Source organism: Pseudomonas sp. Pme6b (genome assembly GCF_058129925.1).
Genome location: NZ_CM176704.1, coordinates 1,327,534 through 1,342,402, shown reverse-complemented (window position 1 = coordinate 1,342,402; position 14,869 = coordinate 1,327,534). Strand labels below are relative to the sequence as shown.

The following is a 14,869-nucleotide window of genomic DNA, read 5'->3' as shown; positions in this document are numbered from 1 at the left end:
GGCCCTGGACCCAACTCACGTCAATTCAACGATCCTGGTCTTCGTTCAACAACCAGATAGGTCTGGCCGAGAAAGCGGCAGAATGATTCGCTACGCAGGAGCGTAGCGATCTTGCCACATGGCTTGCGGAGCAAATCCGCACGCCGAAATTTTGCTTGTTCCAGACACGCCAACGCGGGAGCAAGCTCCCGCGCGGCGACATCCTACCAGTCAGCGCTCGAAAGAGGTCAACCGGCGTTCAAGTGAGCCTGCGCTTACTTGTGGTCTTTCACTTCTTCGAACTCGGCATCGACAACGTCATCAGCCTTGGCATTTTCTTCAGCAGGCTTGGCCGCTGCTTCAGGGTTTTCGGCCTGCTCGGCGTACATCTTCTGAGCGATTGGCGCGGAAACCTTCGACAGCTCTTCAACCTTGGCTTCGATAGCAGCCTTGTCGTCGCCCTTGATAGCGGCTTCCAGAGCAACCAGTGCAGCCTCGACAGCCGTTTTCTCTTCAGCAGTGACCTTGTCTCCTGCATCAGCGATCATCTTGCGAGTCGAGTGGACCAGCGCATCACCCTGGTTACGGGCAGAGGCCAGCTCTTCGAACTTGCGATCTTCTTCGGAGTTGACTTCAGCATCGCGGACCATTTGCTGAATTTCTTCCTCGGACAGACCGGAGTTGGCCTTGATCACGATGGACTGCTGCTTGCCGGTCGCCTTGTCTTTCGCGCCAACATGCAGAATGCCGTTTGCGTCGATGTCGAAGGTTACTTCGATCTGTGGCACGCCACGTGGAGCAGGTGGAATCTCGGCCAGGTCGAACTTGCCCAAGGACTTGTTCTGACCGGCTTGCTTGCGCTCACCCTGCAGTACGTGGATGGTTACCGCGTTCTGGTTGTCATCGGCAGTCGAGAACACCTGGGATTTCTTGGTAGGAATCGTGGTGTTTTTCTCGATCAGCGCAGTCATCACGCCGCCCATGGTTTCGATACCCAGAGTCAGCGGGCTGACGTCGAGCAGCAGAACGTCTTTGACATCACCGGCCAATACAGCGCCCTGGATAGCAGCACCCATTGCAACGGCTTCGTCAGGGTTGACGTCTTTACGTGCTTCTTTACCGAAGAACTCGGTTACCAGCTTCTGCACCAGCGGCATACGGGTCTGACCACCGACCAGAATCACGTCGTTGATCTTGCTTCTGTCGATGCCAGCATCTTTAAGCGCCATTTCGCAAGGAGCGATGGTGCGCTGAACCAAGTCCTCAACCAGCGATTCCAGCTTGGAGCGCGAAATTTTCACGACCAGGTGCTTTGGACCGGTTGCATCTGCAGTGATGTACGGCAGGTTGACTTCGGTCTGCGTGCTGGAAGAAAGCTCGATCTTGGCTTTCTCGGCAGCTTCTTTCAGACGCTGCATGGCCAGCGGGTCACCCTTGAGGTTCATGCCGCTTTCTTTCTTGAATTCGTCGACGAAGTAGTCGATCAGACGAATGTCAAAGTCTTCACCGCCCAGGAACGTGTCGCCGTTGGTGGCCAACACTTCGAACTGGTGCTCGCCATCAACTTCGGCAATCTCGATGACCGAGACGTCGAACGTACCGCCACCCAGGTCATAAACGATGACAGTGTGATCGCCCTTGGCCTTGTCCATACCGTAAGCCAGAGCGGCCGCGGTTGGTTCGTTGATGATGCGCTTGACGTCCAGACCGGCAATACGGCCGGCGTCCTTGGTTGCCTGACGCTGACTGTCGTTGAAGTAGGCCGGAACGGTGATGACCGCTTCGGTAACCGCTTCACCGAGGTAGTCTTCGGCGGTCTTTTTCATTTTCTTCAGGATTTCAGCGGAAATCTGAGGAGGCGCCATTTTCTGGCCATTCACTTCAACCCAGGCATCACCGTTGTCAGCCTTGACGATCTTGTAAGGGACCATCTGGATGTCTTTCTGAACGACATCCTCTTCGAACTTACGACCAATCAGACGCTTTACCGCATACAGCGTGTTGTGCGGATTGGTAACGGCCTGACGCTTGGCGGACTGACCAACCAGGATCTCACCGTCATTGGCATAAGCAATGATCGAAGGTGTAGTACGAGTACCTTCTGCGTTCTCGATAACCTTGACGTTACCGTTTTCCAGAATGGAGACGCAGGAGTTGGTAGTCCCCAGGTCGATACCGATAATTCTGCCCATCTTGACTCTCCCGAAACTTGCAAAACTTGGATTTGGTTGCCGCCAGTGCGTTTACACCGTGCGGTAGCTCTTAAACGCTTGACCTTTAAATGGGGGCCTTACAGCTGATTTCAAGCCTGCTCGTTGATTGACGGCGTTGCAGGCGACGGTGCCTTGCTGACCACGACCATGGCCGGGCGCAACAGGCGACCATTAAGCTGATAACCCTTCTGGAATACCTTGAGCACAGTATTAGGCTCGACGTCGGCACTTTCCTGCATGGCCATCGCCTGGTGCTGGTCGGCACTGAACGGTTGACCATGTGGATCAATGGCTTCCAGCTGATAACGCTTGAGGGTGTCCTGAAACATCTTCAAGGTCAGCTCGATGCCTTCACGCATCGGGCGAATGCTTTCATCGTCCGGATTGGACAGATCAAGGCCTCGCTCCAGACTGTCGATGATCGGCAACAGATCACCGGCAAATTTTTCCAGCGCAAACTTGTGCGCCTTTTCAACATCCTGCTCGGCACGGCGGCGGACATTCTGCAGATCCGCAGCCACGCGAAGGGATTGGTCCTGCGCAGCAGCCAGTTGCTCTTCGAGCACCTGCACACGGGTTGTCAGTTCTTCACCCGCGCCCGCCTCGGCAGCCTGATCCTGAGCCTGCGCATCCAGATTCTGTTCGTCAGCCATACATGTTCTCCTCTAAAAACGTCCGCGATCCCGATTCGCGCTTCTGCCCATCTATATGGGATCGGATTTTCCGGCTTCAAGGGTTTCATGTGATCGAGATACGCATTCCCTGACAAATAATGCGGATTCCGGACGAGCGAAAAATTGCGGGTCGACACAAGAGCGACTAAAAACCACTGCAAACCGATCAAATCGAGCTAAGCGAAGGCATTGTCAGCAACAAATAAAACACTGTATAAATAACCAGACAAACAGCCCGGGAGCCGCTCAATGCTGGTGCACCTTTCCGTACACAATTACGCCATTGTCGAACACCTAGACCTTGAACTGGATCGAGGCATGAGCGTCATCACCGGCGAAACCGGCGCTGGCAAGTCGATCATGCTCGACGCCCTGGGTCTGACCCTGGGCGACCGTGCCGACAGCGGCGTGGTCCGGCCGGGTGCCGACAAGGCCGATATCCTGGCCACATTCGACCTGGGCGACATTCCCGAGGCACAGACCTGGCTCAAAGAGCGCGACCTGGACAACGACGGCCCCTGCATCCTGCGCCGGGTCATTACCGCCGAAGGTCGGTCACGCTCGTACATCAATGGCTCGCCCTGCCCTCAGGGAGATTTGAAGGCACTGGGTGAACTGCTCATTGATATCCACAGCCAGCATGAGCACCAGTCGCTGCTCAAGACCGACACCCACCGACGCCTGCTGGACGAATACGCTGGCGCTACCGAGCTGGCCCGTCAGGTCCATCTCGCCGCACAGCGCTGGCGGCAGACGCGACAAGAGCTGGAGCGCCTTTCCAATTCAGGGGACGAGCAGCGCGCACGCCATCAACTGCTCAGCTATCAGCTCGAAGAGCTGGAAAGCCTGAGCCTGGGCGAAAACGAGCTTGAACAGCTCGAGCAGGAACACAAAGACCTGACCAACGCCGAAAGCCTGCTGAGCATTTGCCGACAAGTGGTCGAGCAGTGCAGTGAAAGCGATTCCGGCAACGTGCTCAATGCCCTGACTGCCAGCCTGCATCGGCTGGGCAGCGTCGACCATTCGCCGTCCGCACTGAGCGAGGCCACTGGTTTGCTGTCCAGCGCGCAGATACAGGTAGAAGAAGCGGTAGGCGAACTGAACCGTTTTCTGGATCACTTCGATGCCGACCCGGCCAGACTGCAACAGCTTGAAGAGCGTCTTGATGCAATCTATACACTGGCGCGCAAGCACCGCATTCAGCCAGGTGAAGTGGCCACGCTGCAGCAAAAGCTGCTGGATGAAATAGAAACACTGAATGCCAATGATGAATCCATCGAACGCCTGGAGCACGAAGTGCAGGCATTTGCCCGGCACTATCAGGAGAAGGCCCGCGAACTGAGCGACCTGCGCCGCAATTCGGCAACTACACTGGCCAGCGCCGTAGAGCAGGAAATTCATCGACTGGGCATGCCCGGCGGTCGTTTCCAGATCGACCTCAAAGCTAACGCCAACGTAGAACCGTCGCCTCATGGGCTTGAGCAGGTAGAGCTACTGGTCAGCGCCAACCCCGGCCAACCACTGAAAGCGCTGGCCAAAGTCGCGTCGGGTGGCGAGCTGTCGCGTATCAGCCTTGCGATTCAGGTCATTACTGCACAAACCTCGCGGGTGCCGACGCTGGTATTCGACGAAGTCGATGTGGGCATTGGCGGGCCGACCGCCGAGATCGTGGGGCAATTGCTGCGTCGTCTGGGCGAGCGCGGGCAAGTCATGACCGTCACCCACCTGCCGCAGGTTGCCGCGCAGGGCCATCAGCATCTGTTTGTGCACAAGGTCCGCGACAACGACGCCACGCGTACGGCGGTTTCCAAACTCAGCAAGACCGAGCGCATAGAAGAAGTGGCCCGAATGCTGGGGGGCATCGACCTGACCAAGGAGTCTCTGGCGCACGCCAAAAAGATGGTCGTTACCGCTAAAAGCTGAACCGCAGAAAGCACAAAGGCGACCCGGGGTCGCCTTTGGTGCTGGTTTTTACGCCGTCTGGCTTACGCCTTCTTGTTGCGGACGTAGAGCACCAGATTGTGGTCAACCAGGTCAAAGCCGTGTCTTTCGACAATAGCCTTTTGAAGCTTCTCGATTTCTTCGTCGAAGAACTCGATTACCTCACCTGATTCCACGTTGACCATGTGGTCGTGATGGCCGCCATCAGCCAGCTCAAACACAGCATGACCGCCGTCGAAATTGTGGCGCACCACTAATCCAGCGGCTTCAAACTGGGTCAGAACACGGTAAACCGTGGCCAGGCCGACGTCCTCGCTTGCCTCCATAAGCGCCTTGTAGACATCCTCGGCACTCATGTGGCGCTGCTCGGCAGAATCGAGCATTTGGAGTATTTTAACCCTTGGTAGGGTTACCTTTAGTCCTGCTTTACGTAGTTCGCTATTTTCAACCATGGTCAGCTTTCTCGCAGACGCTGCTTCGCAGCTTCTCTTAATGCAGGTATGATCGGGGTTTACGTTGTCCCAGCCAAGATAGTGGAAGTCGCCCACCGATGCAAAACACCAAGCTCTTGCTAACCAGTTTCACCTTCGTGGGACTGCTCGCACTCGCCGGTTGTTCATTCCCCGGGGTTTACAAAATCGACATCCAGCAGGGTAATGTCGTCACGCAGGACATGATAGACCAGTTACGCCCCGGAATGACCCGACGGCAAGTACGGTTTATCATGGGCAACCCCCTGTTGACCGACACTTTCCACTCCGATCGGTGGGATTACCTGTACAGCCTGCAGCCAGGTGGCGGTGAACGCCAGCAGGAGCGTGTCAGCCTTATATTCAACGGCAATGACCAGCTTGTAAGCCTGTCTGGCGACTTCATGCCCGGTGTCAGCCGCGATGAAGCCATTCTCGGCAAAGGCAGCGATACCACTGTCCCGGCAGAGAATCAGCCGGTGCAGAAGCCTGAAGAGCCGGCCAAGCCAGGTTCGTTGCTGGACAAGATCCAGAAAGACGTGGACAGCGTCGAGACCGTACCTGTCCCGACCCAAGAGCCTCTGGACACCAACTCTCGTTAGTCCTCAGCGCTCAACAAAAAGCCCGGCATGCCGGGCTTTTTTGTGCCTTTCGTTCAGTCAGCGTTCAGCCGGGAAGCGTCCGTTTCTCCCGTGCCCTGGCGGCACGCAGACGCCTGATCTCCATGGGATCGGCCAACAGCGGACGATAGATCTCGATTCGCTCACCCGCCTCCAGCACCCGCGTGGAAGGATCAGCCACAACCTTGCCGAAGATGCCAACGGCACACTGCGCCAGATCAAGCTCGGGAAACTCCCTGTCCATGCCACTGAGAGCCAGTGCCTGACGCACCGAAGAGCCTGCCGGAACATCCAGCGTCATTAACACCTGACGCTGCACAGAGGCGTACACCACCTCAATCTGAATCACTGCTTCAGCCATGCAGCTCTTTCGCTCGCTGACAGAACGCATCCACCAGCGTATTGGCCGCCTGATTGAACAGCGGCCCGAGGGTGGCGCGAACGATAGAGCCGGCATAATCGAAGGACAGATCCAGGCTGATCTTGCAGGCCTTCTCGCCCAGCGGCTTGAATGTCCAGACGCCATGAAACTGCTCGAATGGCCCCTCAACCAGGTCCATCACGATCGACTCGCCTGGGGTAAGCGTGTTGCGCGTCATGAACTTCTGGCTCAGACCGCCCTTGGCAATTTCCAGGCTGGCGCGCATCTGCGCTTCGCTGGACTCCAGCACGGTAGCGGAAGAGCACCACGGCAGAAACTCGGGATAACGAGCCACATCATTGACCAGGTCATAAAGGAACCCGGCCGGGTACGGCAGTAAAGCAGAGCGTTGTATATGCGTAGTCATGTGAGCGTCATTTCCAGAGCTGAGCGGCAAACACCACAAGAATGCCGAGCGGCGCCACGTAGCGCATCAAAAAAAACGTCAGGTTGAAGAGCAACGGACTGCGAATCGACAACTCGTCACGCACCGTCTCACGGCTCATCACCCAACCAGCGAATACCACAAAACACAACCCACCCAACGGCAACATGATCCGCGAAGTGAAGAAATCAATGACTCCAAAGAAGTCCAGGCCAGTCGATGCGCCCCACTGGTAGAGGTGGAATACACCTCCATCGTTCACGAAAAACTTGGCTTTTTGCCAGATATTGAACGAGAACACCGTTCCCAGCCCTACAAACCAGCAGGTAAATGCCAGCCAGAACGTCACCCAGGCGCGGCGAATACGGGTGCGCTCAACCAGATAGGCAACCATGGGTTCAAGCAGCGAAATCGCCGAGCTCCAGGCCGCTACAGCCACCAGCACGAAGAACACGACGCCCATCAACTGCCCGAATGCCACGTTGCCGAACGCGTATGGCAACGTTACAAACATCAGGCCCGGCCCCTCACTCGGGTTCAGGCCAGCAGCAAAAACGATAGGGAACAGCGCAAGGCCCGCCAGCAGCGAAACAAAGGTGTCGAGCAACGCGATACCGACGACCGTGGTGCTGATAGACGCGCCCTTGGTCATGTAAGCGCCGTAGACCATGATCGAGCCGACACCGACGCTCAGGGAAAAGAACGCATGCCCCATCGCGGGCAGCAAGCCGTCCAACACCTTGTCGGGATTGAAGTCGAACATGAAATGCACGCCTTCCATGAAGTGCCCGGTGGTCAGGCTATAGCCCAACAGCGCCAGCATCAGCAGGAACAGCATCGGCATCATGATGCGCAGGCTCTTCTCCAGACCGGCCTCGACACCCTTGCCGATCACCACCGCCGAAAGCAGCATGAAAATGGTGTGCCACAGAATAAGACGCCATGGGTCGGCAATCACCGCGCCGAAATAGGCACCGACCTGATCCGGCGAAACACCCTGAAAATCGCCGCGCCCCATGTCGATGATGTAATCCAGCGACCAGCCGCCCACCACACTATAAAAGGAGAGAATCAGCAAAGCCGTGATCATTCCGGCAAAAGCCCCCCATGACCACCGCGCCGAATGCCCCGCCTCCAGCGCCAGCGTCTTGAGCGCATTCGCAGGACTGAGTCGGGAACGACGGCCAATCAGCGTCTCGGCGATCATCACCGGAATGCCGATCAGCGCGATGCACGCCAGAAACACCAGTACAAATGCACCGCCGCCATAGGCACCGACCATGTACGGAAATTTCCATATGCTGCCCAGCCCCACGGCAGAACCTGTGGCAGCCAGGATGAACACCCAGCGGCTTGCCCAGCTACCGTGGACTGAAACCTTGTCCGTCGACATTATCGAAACGCCCAGCCAAAAAAGATCGCGCATTGTCCGGGATTCAACCTTTGTGCTCAAGCACGCGCTTTCCCATAGCCGACATTGATGCAACTCCCTATAATGCGCCCCCTATGGCTAAGCTCAAGAAAAACCCTACAGGGACCATCGCGCAAAATAAAAAGGCGCGTCACGATTACTTCATCGAACACAAGTTCGAGGCCGGTCTGGTCCTGGCTGGCTGGGAAGTAAAAAGCCTGCGTGCCACCAAGGTACAGCTGGTCGACAGTTACGTGCTGCTCAAGGATGGCGAGGCCTGGCTGATGGGTTGCCACATCACGCCTCTCAAGACTGCCAGCACGCACGTCATCGCTGACCCGACACGCACCCGAAAACTGCTGCTGAACAAGCGCGAGCTCGAAAAGCTCACCAGCTCGGTTCAACAGAAAGGCTATGCCTGCGTGGCCCTTTCCGTTTACTGGAAGGAGCACTTGATCAAGTGCGAAATCGCGCTGGGTAAAGGTAAAAAGGAATACGACAAGCGCCACACCGAGCGTGAACGCGACTCGGACCGTGAGCTGCAGCGTGCCGTGCGTTCCAAGGGCAAGGACGACTAACTCCTTGCCTGTGCCGAATGCCTTGAACGGGCATTTGGCACCGCGCACCTTCAATCCATCCGCCTCTCATCCACCCCGCACAGTCACAACCCCAACGCGAAGATCGCCCCACTTTGGTGCCTTAACCGCCCAATGTGGCTTTTTCGCATCTGTCTGAAAATAAAATAGAACGCCTGCGCTACAGCACAGTCAATCCTTTAGGCCCTGAACATGAACGGGCTTTCAAACCCTCGGGCGACGGCCTCAACGACCGGCCATACCGAGTCCACAGGTTATAAGGAGAGACACATGATGCGTACCGCCCTCACTGGATTGTTCCTCAGCGCCGCCCTGTTGGCTTCGCCGGTTTTTGCCGCCGATGATTTGTGCGCTGCAAACATCAAAACGATCGAAAATGCTCAGGTTTCTTCCGGCACCAACCTGAGCCCGGAAAACAAGACAATGCTAGAAACCACTGAGAAAAACGCCAAAGCGGCTCAAGCTCAGAACGACGAGAAAAAATGCGTCGAAATCACCACCAAGGTGATCACCTCGCTGAAAAACACCGGCTCAGGCAGCGAAGGCACCAAGTAACCCCCCTCGATCAGGCCCGCCACCCGGCTAGCCTGATCGATTGCAGCAAACGGGTCGACGTGACACGCCAATCGGCGTACACTGCGGCCCAGCGATTGCGAAAGCAGTCTCGGGGCCGATTTGGATTCGACGCCGGTGATGAAACTTTAGGTGCATGCCGAGTTGGTAACAGAACTCGTAAATCCACTGTTGCAACTTTCTATAGTTGCCAATGACGAAAACTACGGTGCTCAACTAGCTGCGTAAGCAGCCTAGCCGCACTTCTGGTAGCTTCGGCTCCAGCAATCATCAGGGGATGTCTGTAAACCCAAAATGATTGTCATATAGAACAGAATCGCCGTGCAGTACGCTGTGGACGAATCGGCTAAAACTTACACAGCTCGCCCAAAGCACCCTGCCCGTCGGGTCGCTGAGGGTTAACTTAATAGACACGGCTACGCATGTAGTACCGACAGCGGAGTACTGGCGGACGGGGGTTCAAATCCCCCCGGCTCCACCAAATGATCAAAAAAAGACGTCCACGGACGTCTTTTTTTGTGCCTGAAGCCCAGTAAATACGCGGCCTCCAGCGCTTTTACGGTCTTTTGAGAGTTTTTGAGTTCCAGCCATTCTGGTATTCCAGGCGGTATTCCAGCTCATCCGGTGCTAATCTTTGGAATACCGAATCAGTGCTTGAGGACAATCTCATGCCTGCTCAAAACCTCCGCCTCTCCGATCGACAGCTCAAGGGAGTCAAACCGGCGTCCAAGGATTACGTCCTTACTGACGGTGACGGTTTGCAGCTCCGAGTACGCAGCAACGGCTCGTTGCTGTGGAATTTCAACTACCGCGAGCCGGTGACCAAAAAGCGCATCAACATCGGCTTTGGGACCTATCCCGAACTATCACTGGCGAATGCTCGAAAGATGGCGGTCGATGCGCGCGAGCTGCTCGCCCAAGGCATCGATCCGAAGGTGCAGCGCAATACGTTGAATGAAGCCAAGCGCGCAGAAACGGAACACACCTTCGAGAATGTGGCCACCGCCTGGTTCGAGCTCAAGAAGGACTCGGTGACCCCAGCCTACGCCGAGGACATCTGGCGGTCGCTCACGCTGCACGTGTTCCCCGATTTGAAGACGACACCACTCACCAAAATCACCGCGCCGATGGTGATCGGACTGCTTCGCCCAATCGAAGCGAAAGGCAGCCTGGAGACGGTCAAGCGTCTTAGCCAGCGGCTTAACGAGATCATGACCTACGGCGTAAACTCCGGCCTGATCTTCGCCAACCCGCTCAGCGGCATCAGGGCTGTATTCAAGAAGCCCAAGAAAGATAACATGGCTGCGCTTCCGCCCGAAGAACTCCCCGGGCTCATGCTGGAGATCGCGAACGCCAGTATCAAACGGACCACCCGTTGCCTGATCGAATGGCAGTTGCACACCATGACGCGCCCCGCAGAAGCAGCGACTACTCGCTGGGCAGACATCGACTTTGAAAGGCGTGTCTGGACTATCCCTACGGAGCGGATGAAGAAGCGCCGCCCACATAGCATCCCGTTGAGTGATCACGCTGTCGCGCTGTTGGAGTCACTGCAGACTCACAGCGGCCACCGCGAATACGTCTTCCCGGCAGACAGAAATCCGCGCACCCACGCTAATAGCCAAACGGCCAACATGGCGTTGAAACGCATGGGCTTCCAGGACCGCTTGGTCAGCCACGGCATGCGCTCGATGGCCAGCACCATCTTGAATGAACATGGGTGGGACCCGGAGCTCATCGAAGTGGCACTGGCACATGTCGACAAGGATGAGGTGCGCAGCGCTTACAACCGGGCCGACTACATCGAGCGCCGGCGTCCGATGATGGCTTGGTGGAGTGACTACATCCATAAAGCCGCGACCGGCAGCCTGCTCGCCTCAGCGTACGGCCAAGTCAGAGACAAGAACGTGGTACCGATTCGCTAGCTCTGTACGGCGCAAGAACGGCAGCAGCAACAACTGAACGTTCAAGATTCGGGGCAAGCAGCCTCGCTCACCCGCTCCTCAGCACGGGTCCTTCCAAACAGGGCTGCAAAGCCGCCCTGTTTGGAAGGACCTCACGTTGAAGAGCTAAAGGCGACCACGTTGTCCAGGATTTACCACGGAGTTCCAGCGGTGGATAACCGCTCTAAAAGTCCAAAGTGGCGCTGAATTTCGAACCTTGACCGCGTTTGTCCACAGGCGTAGAACTGGCCGTGCAAACGCTGTCGATGACAGCAACCCAGGTGGCCCGAACCTTGAAGGTCACGCCGCTCTCGCGGTGGTTCTCTCCCAAATGGCGATTCGCATCCGGCAGCTCGCCCGGTCACCTCCCCGGTGATGGATGCCTACTTCAGATCATGGCCCTCGTGCGCCAGGCAACACCTCCTACTTCGCTGCCCTGCAGCAACCAATCCGCTTGGCCGAATCTTGCGCCAACCTGCGCCCGTCTCTTTCTCCTGGAAAGAGACGGGCGCTTCTAACAATGCTGCAGCCCTCATCGCACTTGGCTTTGCGGCAACTCCACTCGTGACAATCGGCGTGACAAACGCCGATGTCACCAGCAACAGCGATGTAGATGATGGTGCCGCAGACCACGGAATGGACTGCACCTGACTGACAGTCAGGCATGCCCCGGTCATCGCATTGCTGCGTTCACCCGGCTCAGGATCTCGGGGCAATGGTCTCGTCAGCCAATGCAGCCTCCACCCGCCCACCGGTAACGGTGCTCAGGGGGCCAGATCATGAGATGCCCTTGCTCCCGGTCGTAAGGAGCCGCCAGTCCTGCGTTAAAGGACATCCCCACAGGTCGCAGGGGCCTTGATCCCTGATAACACTCAGCATTCTTGGCGGGATGACGTGGGGCGAGGATTGGAGAGCAAGAGATGAGGTGACCGACATGGCATTGGTAGGCAGACGCGATGGCCGCAATTTTGGCTACGGCAGGCAATTGAGCTACGCAGGGCTGCAAGCGCTGAAAGACATGTTCGGCGGTGGCCACTACGGCACGGTCAAGGCGCACTGTGATCGGTGGCAGGCATTCGTGAAGTGGTGCCGTTCCGAACAGGGGCCCAGTATCAATGATGCGCGGCAGGTTGATCGAAAGGTGTTGGCCGACTACGCAGCGTATCTGCGCGACATGGTTAGGCGCGGCGACCTCGCCGTCAGTACCGCACAAAACCGACTATCCAGCGTTAACAGGACCATGGCGGCGCTTCGCGGTGATCAGTACGTGAAGTTGCCCAGTCCGAGCAAGGCATTGGGTATGCAGCGCAGCCGAGTTCGGCAATCGGTTCCGCAGGGGCAAGATCGCGAGCAGGTTAATCAGATCATTGATGCACTGTGTCGTAGTGGCCAGTTTCGGGCGGCAGCTATTGTTCTGTTGGCGCGGGCTACGGGCATGAGATTGCGTGAGGCGATTTTGGCTAATCTTCCAAGATTATGCCGTGAGGCGAGCAACCTCGGAAGAATCAATATACAGGACGGCACCAAGGGCGGCCGGGCTGGGGCGTCGACGCCACGTTGGATTGGAGTCGATGAGCATGTCCTGAATGCATTGGCATTTGCAATGCAAGCGTCGCCGGCAGGTAGCTGCAACATGATTGCTCCGGATCAAAACTATAAGAGTGTCCTGCAAAAAATTGCGCGGCCCGCTCGAAAGATCTTGCACGCTCATCACATCAAAGGGTTCCATGAACTACGTGCAGCGTACGCGTGTGAACGTTACGAGCAGGTCACTCGAAATATGGCACCAATTAACGGTGGAGCTTTTTACCGACCATGTCGCTATTTAGACGCTAAAGCCAGAATACAAATTGCCTACGAGCTGGGACATGGTCGAATTGATATTATCTCTGCGTATATCGGGGGCCGAGGATGAGCAAACCATTCGATATGGAGCTTTTCATAGCTGGCGTGTTGAGTGGATCGTATGCGACGCGGCAACGCCATGTACGCCAAGCTAAGTTTATTCAATCCACCATCGAAGAGCGGTGGGGGCGGGATACCCCCTGGAAATGGCAGAGGAAGCATTTGTCTTGGTTTCTACGCCATCGCCTCAATCACCATAGTCACGCAACGCGCTATTACTACCGTCTGACGGTCCAGCTCTTAACCGTGAGGTTGGGTAAAGGCTGGGATTTTGAGGACTGAACCGCGTCTTTTCCCGTTGATACGTCGACCAGTGATACTGGCTGCGATCGTTTTACACGGAAAACGGCGAGCCAGCACTATCGGCAGCGCTCTACGTATTTTGTAAAACCTAGCGATCACGCGAGAATGTGAGCTAGCAGTTAGGCGTTTTGCACAAGCATTCGCGATTTAGGCATTGAAAATCCTCACCTGATGATGGCACACTGACAGAGCACTATGGACTCGCCATCAGCTGTAACGGTTCGGCTAAAGAGCGACGTATCTCCATGACTTCTTAAAGCTTTCGGCTGTGAGATTTGGATTAGAATATGATAATAGGGATATTTTCAAGAAAACACATTCTTACCACCCAAAGATACGCTTCAAAATCGTTGCTATTAGGTGTCGCGCTAATATTACTGACCATATTTGTTTTTGTTCGCCCAGCCGATGCTTCAACACCTGAAACCTCAGGCAAATACGCAGGTAAAAAAACATTAAGCGCGACAACAGCTAGCGATTCAGAAACAGAAATGGTAGTACGCACTGCAGTCGCAGAAAATGCGCTAAAAACGACAAAAGAGATTAGCAGACTGGCAGTAAAAATCAGTAGCCAACAAGAAGAAATTAAAGCACTCCGCAAACAGATAGAAAACTTTGAAAAACCTGGCGACATCAACACTATAACCATTGTGCTCACATGCGTATCTGTATTGATAACCATACTTGGAGTTGTATTCGCAATACTTTCTATTTTTGGATATACAAACATTCGCGAAGAAGCCACCAGAAGCGCAAAAACAGCTGCAAAAGAAACTGTTGAAAAAATAACAAAAGATGAGCTGCCTGCCGAAACAGAAAAAAATATCATAGCACTGATGGAAGATAAGCGCTTTGATAAAGTCATTCAAAATGCCGTTGAAAATGTGATCTACAGGGGCATTTCCATTGCAGATGAAGCTTCAGAAAATGGTGACACCAATTGAAATATTCTTTTGAATGGAACTCTCTGAACGATCATCAACGTCAGATCATTCTTCAACACCAAGCCTCCTTACCTGTGGCCGTAGGTGCAATTGCTAAAGACTTCGGAATAACTGTAATGAAGTCAACAATGCCCGGCTCAATTTCAGGCGAGATAAGAGAGACCGAAGGGAGAGTAACAATAAAAGTCAACAGGCATGATGTCAAGGAGCGCCAGCGTTTCACAATCGCTCATGAAATTGCCCACTTTTTATTGCATCGCGACCGCTTGGCTAACGGAATTACTGACGACGTTCTTTATCGCTCGGGCCTAACCGATGATCTGGAAAGACAAGCTAATCGATTAGCTGCAGACATAATAATGCCGTACAACCTCATACAAATCGCACTATCAAGTTTAAACTCCTTAAAAACTGAAGACAAACTTAAAACCATATCAGAGCTTGCGCAAGTCTCCTTGGCAGCGGTTAGAATAAGGCTTGGAAAGTAACTG

General features: G+C 55.2%; 14 protein-coding genes and 1 other RNA gene. 9 read left to right on the top strand and 6 right to left on the bottom strand.

The window, feature by feature from the left end; all coding sequences use genetic code 11:
- Window positions 1-254: 254 nt before the first annotated feature.
- Window positions 255-2,171: a molecular chaperone DnaK gene (gene dnaK, locus AC4ANE_RS06065; protein WP_005733029.1), complete on the bottom strand. Its 1,917-nt coding sequence runs from the start codon at window positions 2,169-2,171 to the stop codon at window positions 255-257.
- A 110-nt stretch (window positions 2,172-2,281) separates the two neighbouring features.
- Window positions 2,282-2,845, bottom strand: a complete 564-nt coding sequence (gene grpE, locus AC4ANE_RS06060) for a nucleotide exchange factor GrpE (protein WP_002555140.1) — start codon at window positions 2,843-2,845, stop codon at window positions 2,282-2,284.
- A gap of 270 nt (window positions 2,846-3,115) precedes the next feature.
- Between grpE and recN the strand changes: the two genes are divergently transcribed.
- Window positions 3,116-4,789, top strand: coding sequence for a DNA repair protein RecN (gene recN / locus AC4ANE_RS06055; RefSeq protein ID WP_002555141.1), 1,674 nt, complete (start codon window positions 3,116-3,118; stop codon window positions 4,787-4,789).
- Window positions 4,790-4,851: 62 nt separating this feature from the next.
- On the opposite strand, the gene fur is transcribed toward recN, so the two are convergent.
- Window positions 4,852-5,259, bottom strand: a complete 408-nt coding sequence (gene fur / locus AC4ANE_RS06050; RefSeq protein ID WP_002555142.1) for a ferric iron uptake transcriptional regulator — start codon at window positions 5,257-5,259, stop codon at window positions 4,852-4,854.
- Window positions 5,260-5,357: 98 nt separating this feature from the next.
- Here fur and AC4ANE_RS06045 point away from each other — a divergent pair, with 98 nt between their 5' ends.
- Window positions 5,358-5,879, top strand: coding sequence for an outer membrane protein assembly factor BamE (locus AC4ANE_RS06045; RefSeq protein ID WP_002555143.1), 522 nt, complete (start codon window positions 5,358-5,360; stop codon window positions 5,877-5,879).
- 64 nt (window positions 5,880-5,943) lie between these two features.
- Here the strand turns inward: AC4ANE_RS06045 and AC4ANE_RS06040 are convergent, their stop codons facing one another.
- The 3 genes from AC4ANE_RS06040 to AC4ANE_RS06030 are packed head-to-tail and all read right to left on the bottom strand — an operon-like array spanning window position 5,944 to window position 8,096.
- Window positions 5,944-6,258, bottom strand: coding sequence for an RnfH family protein (locus tag AC4ANE_RS06040; protein ID WP_002555144.1), 315 nt, complete (start codon window positions 6,256-6,258; stop codon window positions 5,944-5,946).
- Window positions 6,251-6,685 (bottom strand): type II toxin-antitoxin system RatA family toxin, encoded by a 435-nt coding sequence (locus AC4ANE_RS06035; RefSeq protein ID WP_004656689.1) that lies wholly within the window; start codon window positions 6,683-6,685, stop codon window positions 6,251-6,253. The genes AC4ANE_RS06040 and AC4ANE_RS06035 overlap by 8 nt, the downstream gene beginning before the upstream one ends.
- A gap of 7 nt (window positions 6,686-6,692) precedes the next feature.
- Complete coding sequence (locus tag AC4ANE_RS06030; RefSeq protein ID WP_029240803.1) at window positions 6,693-8,096, bottom strand: sodium-dependent transporter; 1,404 nt, start codon at window positions 8,094-8,096, stop codon at window positions 6,693-6,695.
- A 113-nt stretch (window positions 8,097-8,209) separates the two neighbouring features.
- Here AC4ANE_RS06030 and smpB point away from each other — a divergent pair, with 113 nt between their 5' ends.
- The 7 genes from smpB to AC4ANE_RS05995 all read left to right on the top strand — a co-directional run bounded on the left by smpB (window position 8,210) and on the right by AC4ANE_RS05995 (window position 14,866).
- Window positions 8,210-8,692 (top strand): SsrA-binding protein SmpB, encoded by a 483-nt coding sequence (gene smpB, locus AC4ANE_RS06025; protein WP_002555146.1) that lies wholly within the window; start codon window positions 8,210-8,212, stop codon window positions 8,690-8,692.
- Window positions 8,693-8,980: 288 nt separating this feature from the next.
- Entirely contained in the window at window positions 8,981-9,265 is a 285-nt protein-coding gene (locus AC4ANE_RS06020; RefSeq protein ID WP_002555147.1) for a PA2433 domain-containing protein, read from the top strand.
- 111 nt (window positions 9,266-9,376) lie between these two features.
- Window positions 9,377-9,764, top strand: a transfer-messenger RNA (tmRNA) gene (ssrA, locus tag AC4ANE_RS06015).
- A 187-nt stretch (window positions 9,765-9,951) separates the two neighbouring features.
- A complete protein-coding gene (locus AC4ANE_RS06010) occupies window positions 9,952-11,208 on the top strand; it encodes an integrase domain-containing protein (RefSeq protein ID WP_002555148.1) in 1,257 nt (418 codons plus the stop codon).
- Between the two features lie 952 nt (window positions 11,209-12,160).
- Complete coding sequence (locus AC4ANE_RS06005; RefSeq protein ID WP_031597743.1) at window positions 12,161-13,141, top strand: integrase domain-containing protein; 981 nt, start codon at window positions 12,161-12,163, stop codon at window positions 13,139-13,141.
- A gap of 580 nt (window positions 13,142-13,721) precedes the next feature.
- A complete protein-coding gene (locus tag AC4ANE_RS06000; RefSeq protein ID WP_134937960.1) occupies window positions 13,722-14,378 on the top strand; it encodes a hypothetical protein in 657 nt (218 codons plus the stop codon).
- Complete coding sequence (locus AC4ANE_RS05995; protein WP_031598621.1) at window positions 14,375-14,866, top strand: ImmA/IrrE family metallo-endopeptidase; 492 nt, start codon at window positions 14,375-14,377, stop codon at window positions 14,864-14,866. The genes AC4ANE_RS06000 and AC4ANE_RS05995 overlap by 4 nt, the downstream gene beginning before the upstream one ends.
- Window positions 14,867-14,869: the final 3 nt, after the last annotated feature.

Excerpts from the sequence above, each read along its gene's own strand:
- recN (WP_002555141.1), top strand. The coding sequence starts at position 3,116 with ATGCTGGTGCACCTTTCCGTACACAATTACGCCATTGTCGAACACCTA.
- AC4ANE_RS06035 (WP_004656689.1), bottom strand. The coding sequence starts at position 6,685 with ATGACTACGCATATACAACGCTCTGCTTTACTGCCGTACCCGGCCGGG.
- grpE (WP_002555140.1), bottom strand. The coding sequence starts at position 2,845 with ATGGCTGACGAACAGAATCTGGATGCGCAGGCTCAGGATCAGGCTGCC.
- AC4ANE_RS06010 (WP_002555148.1), top strand. The coding sequence starts at position 9,952 with ATGCCTGCTCAAAACCTCCGCCTCTCCGATCGACAGCTCAAGGGAGTC.
- AC4ANE_RS06005 (WP_031597743.1), top strand. The coding sequence starts at position 12,161 with ATGGCATTGGTAGGCAGACGCGATGGCCGCAATTTTGGCTACGGCAGG.
- smpB (WP_002555146.1), top strand. The coding sequence starts at position 8,210 with ATGGCTAAGCTCAAGAAAAACCCTACAGGGACCATCGCGCAAAATAAA.
- AC4ANE_RS06000 (WP_134937960.1), top strand. The coding sequence starts at position 13,722 with ATGATAATAGGGATATTTTCAAGAAAACACATTCTTACCACCCAAAGA.
- dnaK (WP_005733029.1), bottom strand. The coding sequence starts at position 2,171 with ATGGGCAGAATTATCGGTATCGACCTGGGGACTACCAACTCCTGCGTC.
- AC4ANE_RS06040 (WP_002555144.1), bottom strand. The coding sequence starts at position 6,258 with ATGGCTGAAGCAGTGATTCAGATTGAGGTGGTGTACGCCTCTGTGCAG.
- fur (WP_002555142.1), bottom strand. The coding sequence starts at position 5,259 with ATGGTTGAAAATAGCGAACTACGTAAAGCAGGACTAAAGGTAACCCTA.
- AC4ANE_RS06030 (WP_029240803.1), bottom strand. The coding sequence starts at position 8,096 with ATGTCGACGGACAAGGTTTCAGTCCACGGTAGCTGGGCAAGCCGCTGG.
- AC4ANE_RS06045 (WP_002555143.1), top strand. The coding sequence starts at position 5,358 with ATGCAAAACACCAAGCTCTTGCTAACCAGTTTCACCTTCGTGGGACTG.
- AC4ANE_RS06020 (WP_002555147.1), top strand. The coding sequence starts at position 8,981 with ATGATGCGTACCGCCCTCACTGGATTGTTCCTCAGCGCCGCCCTGTTG.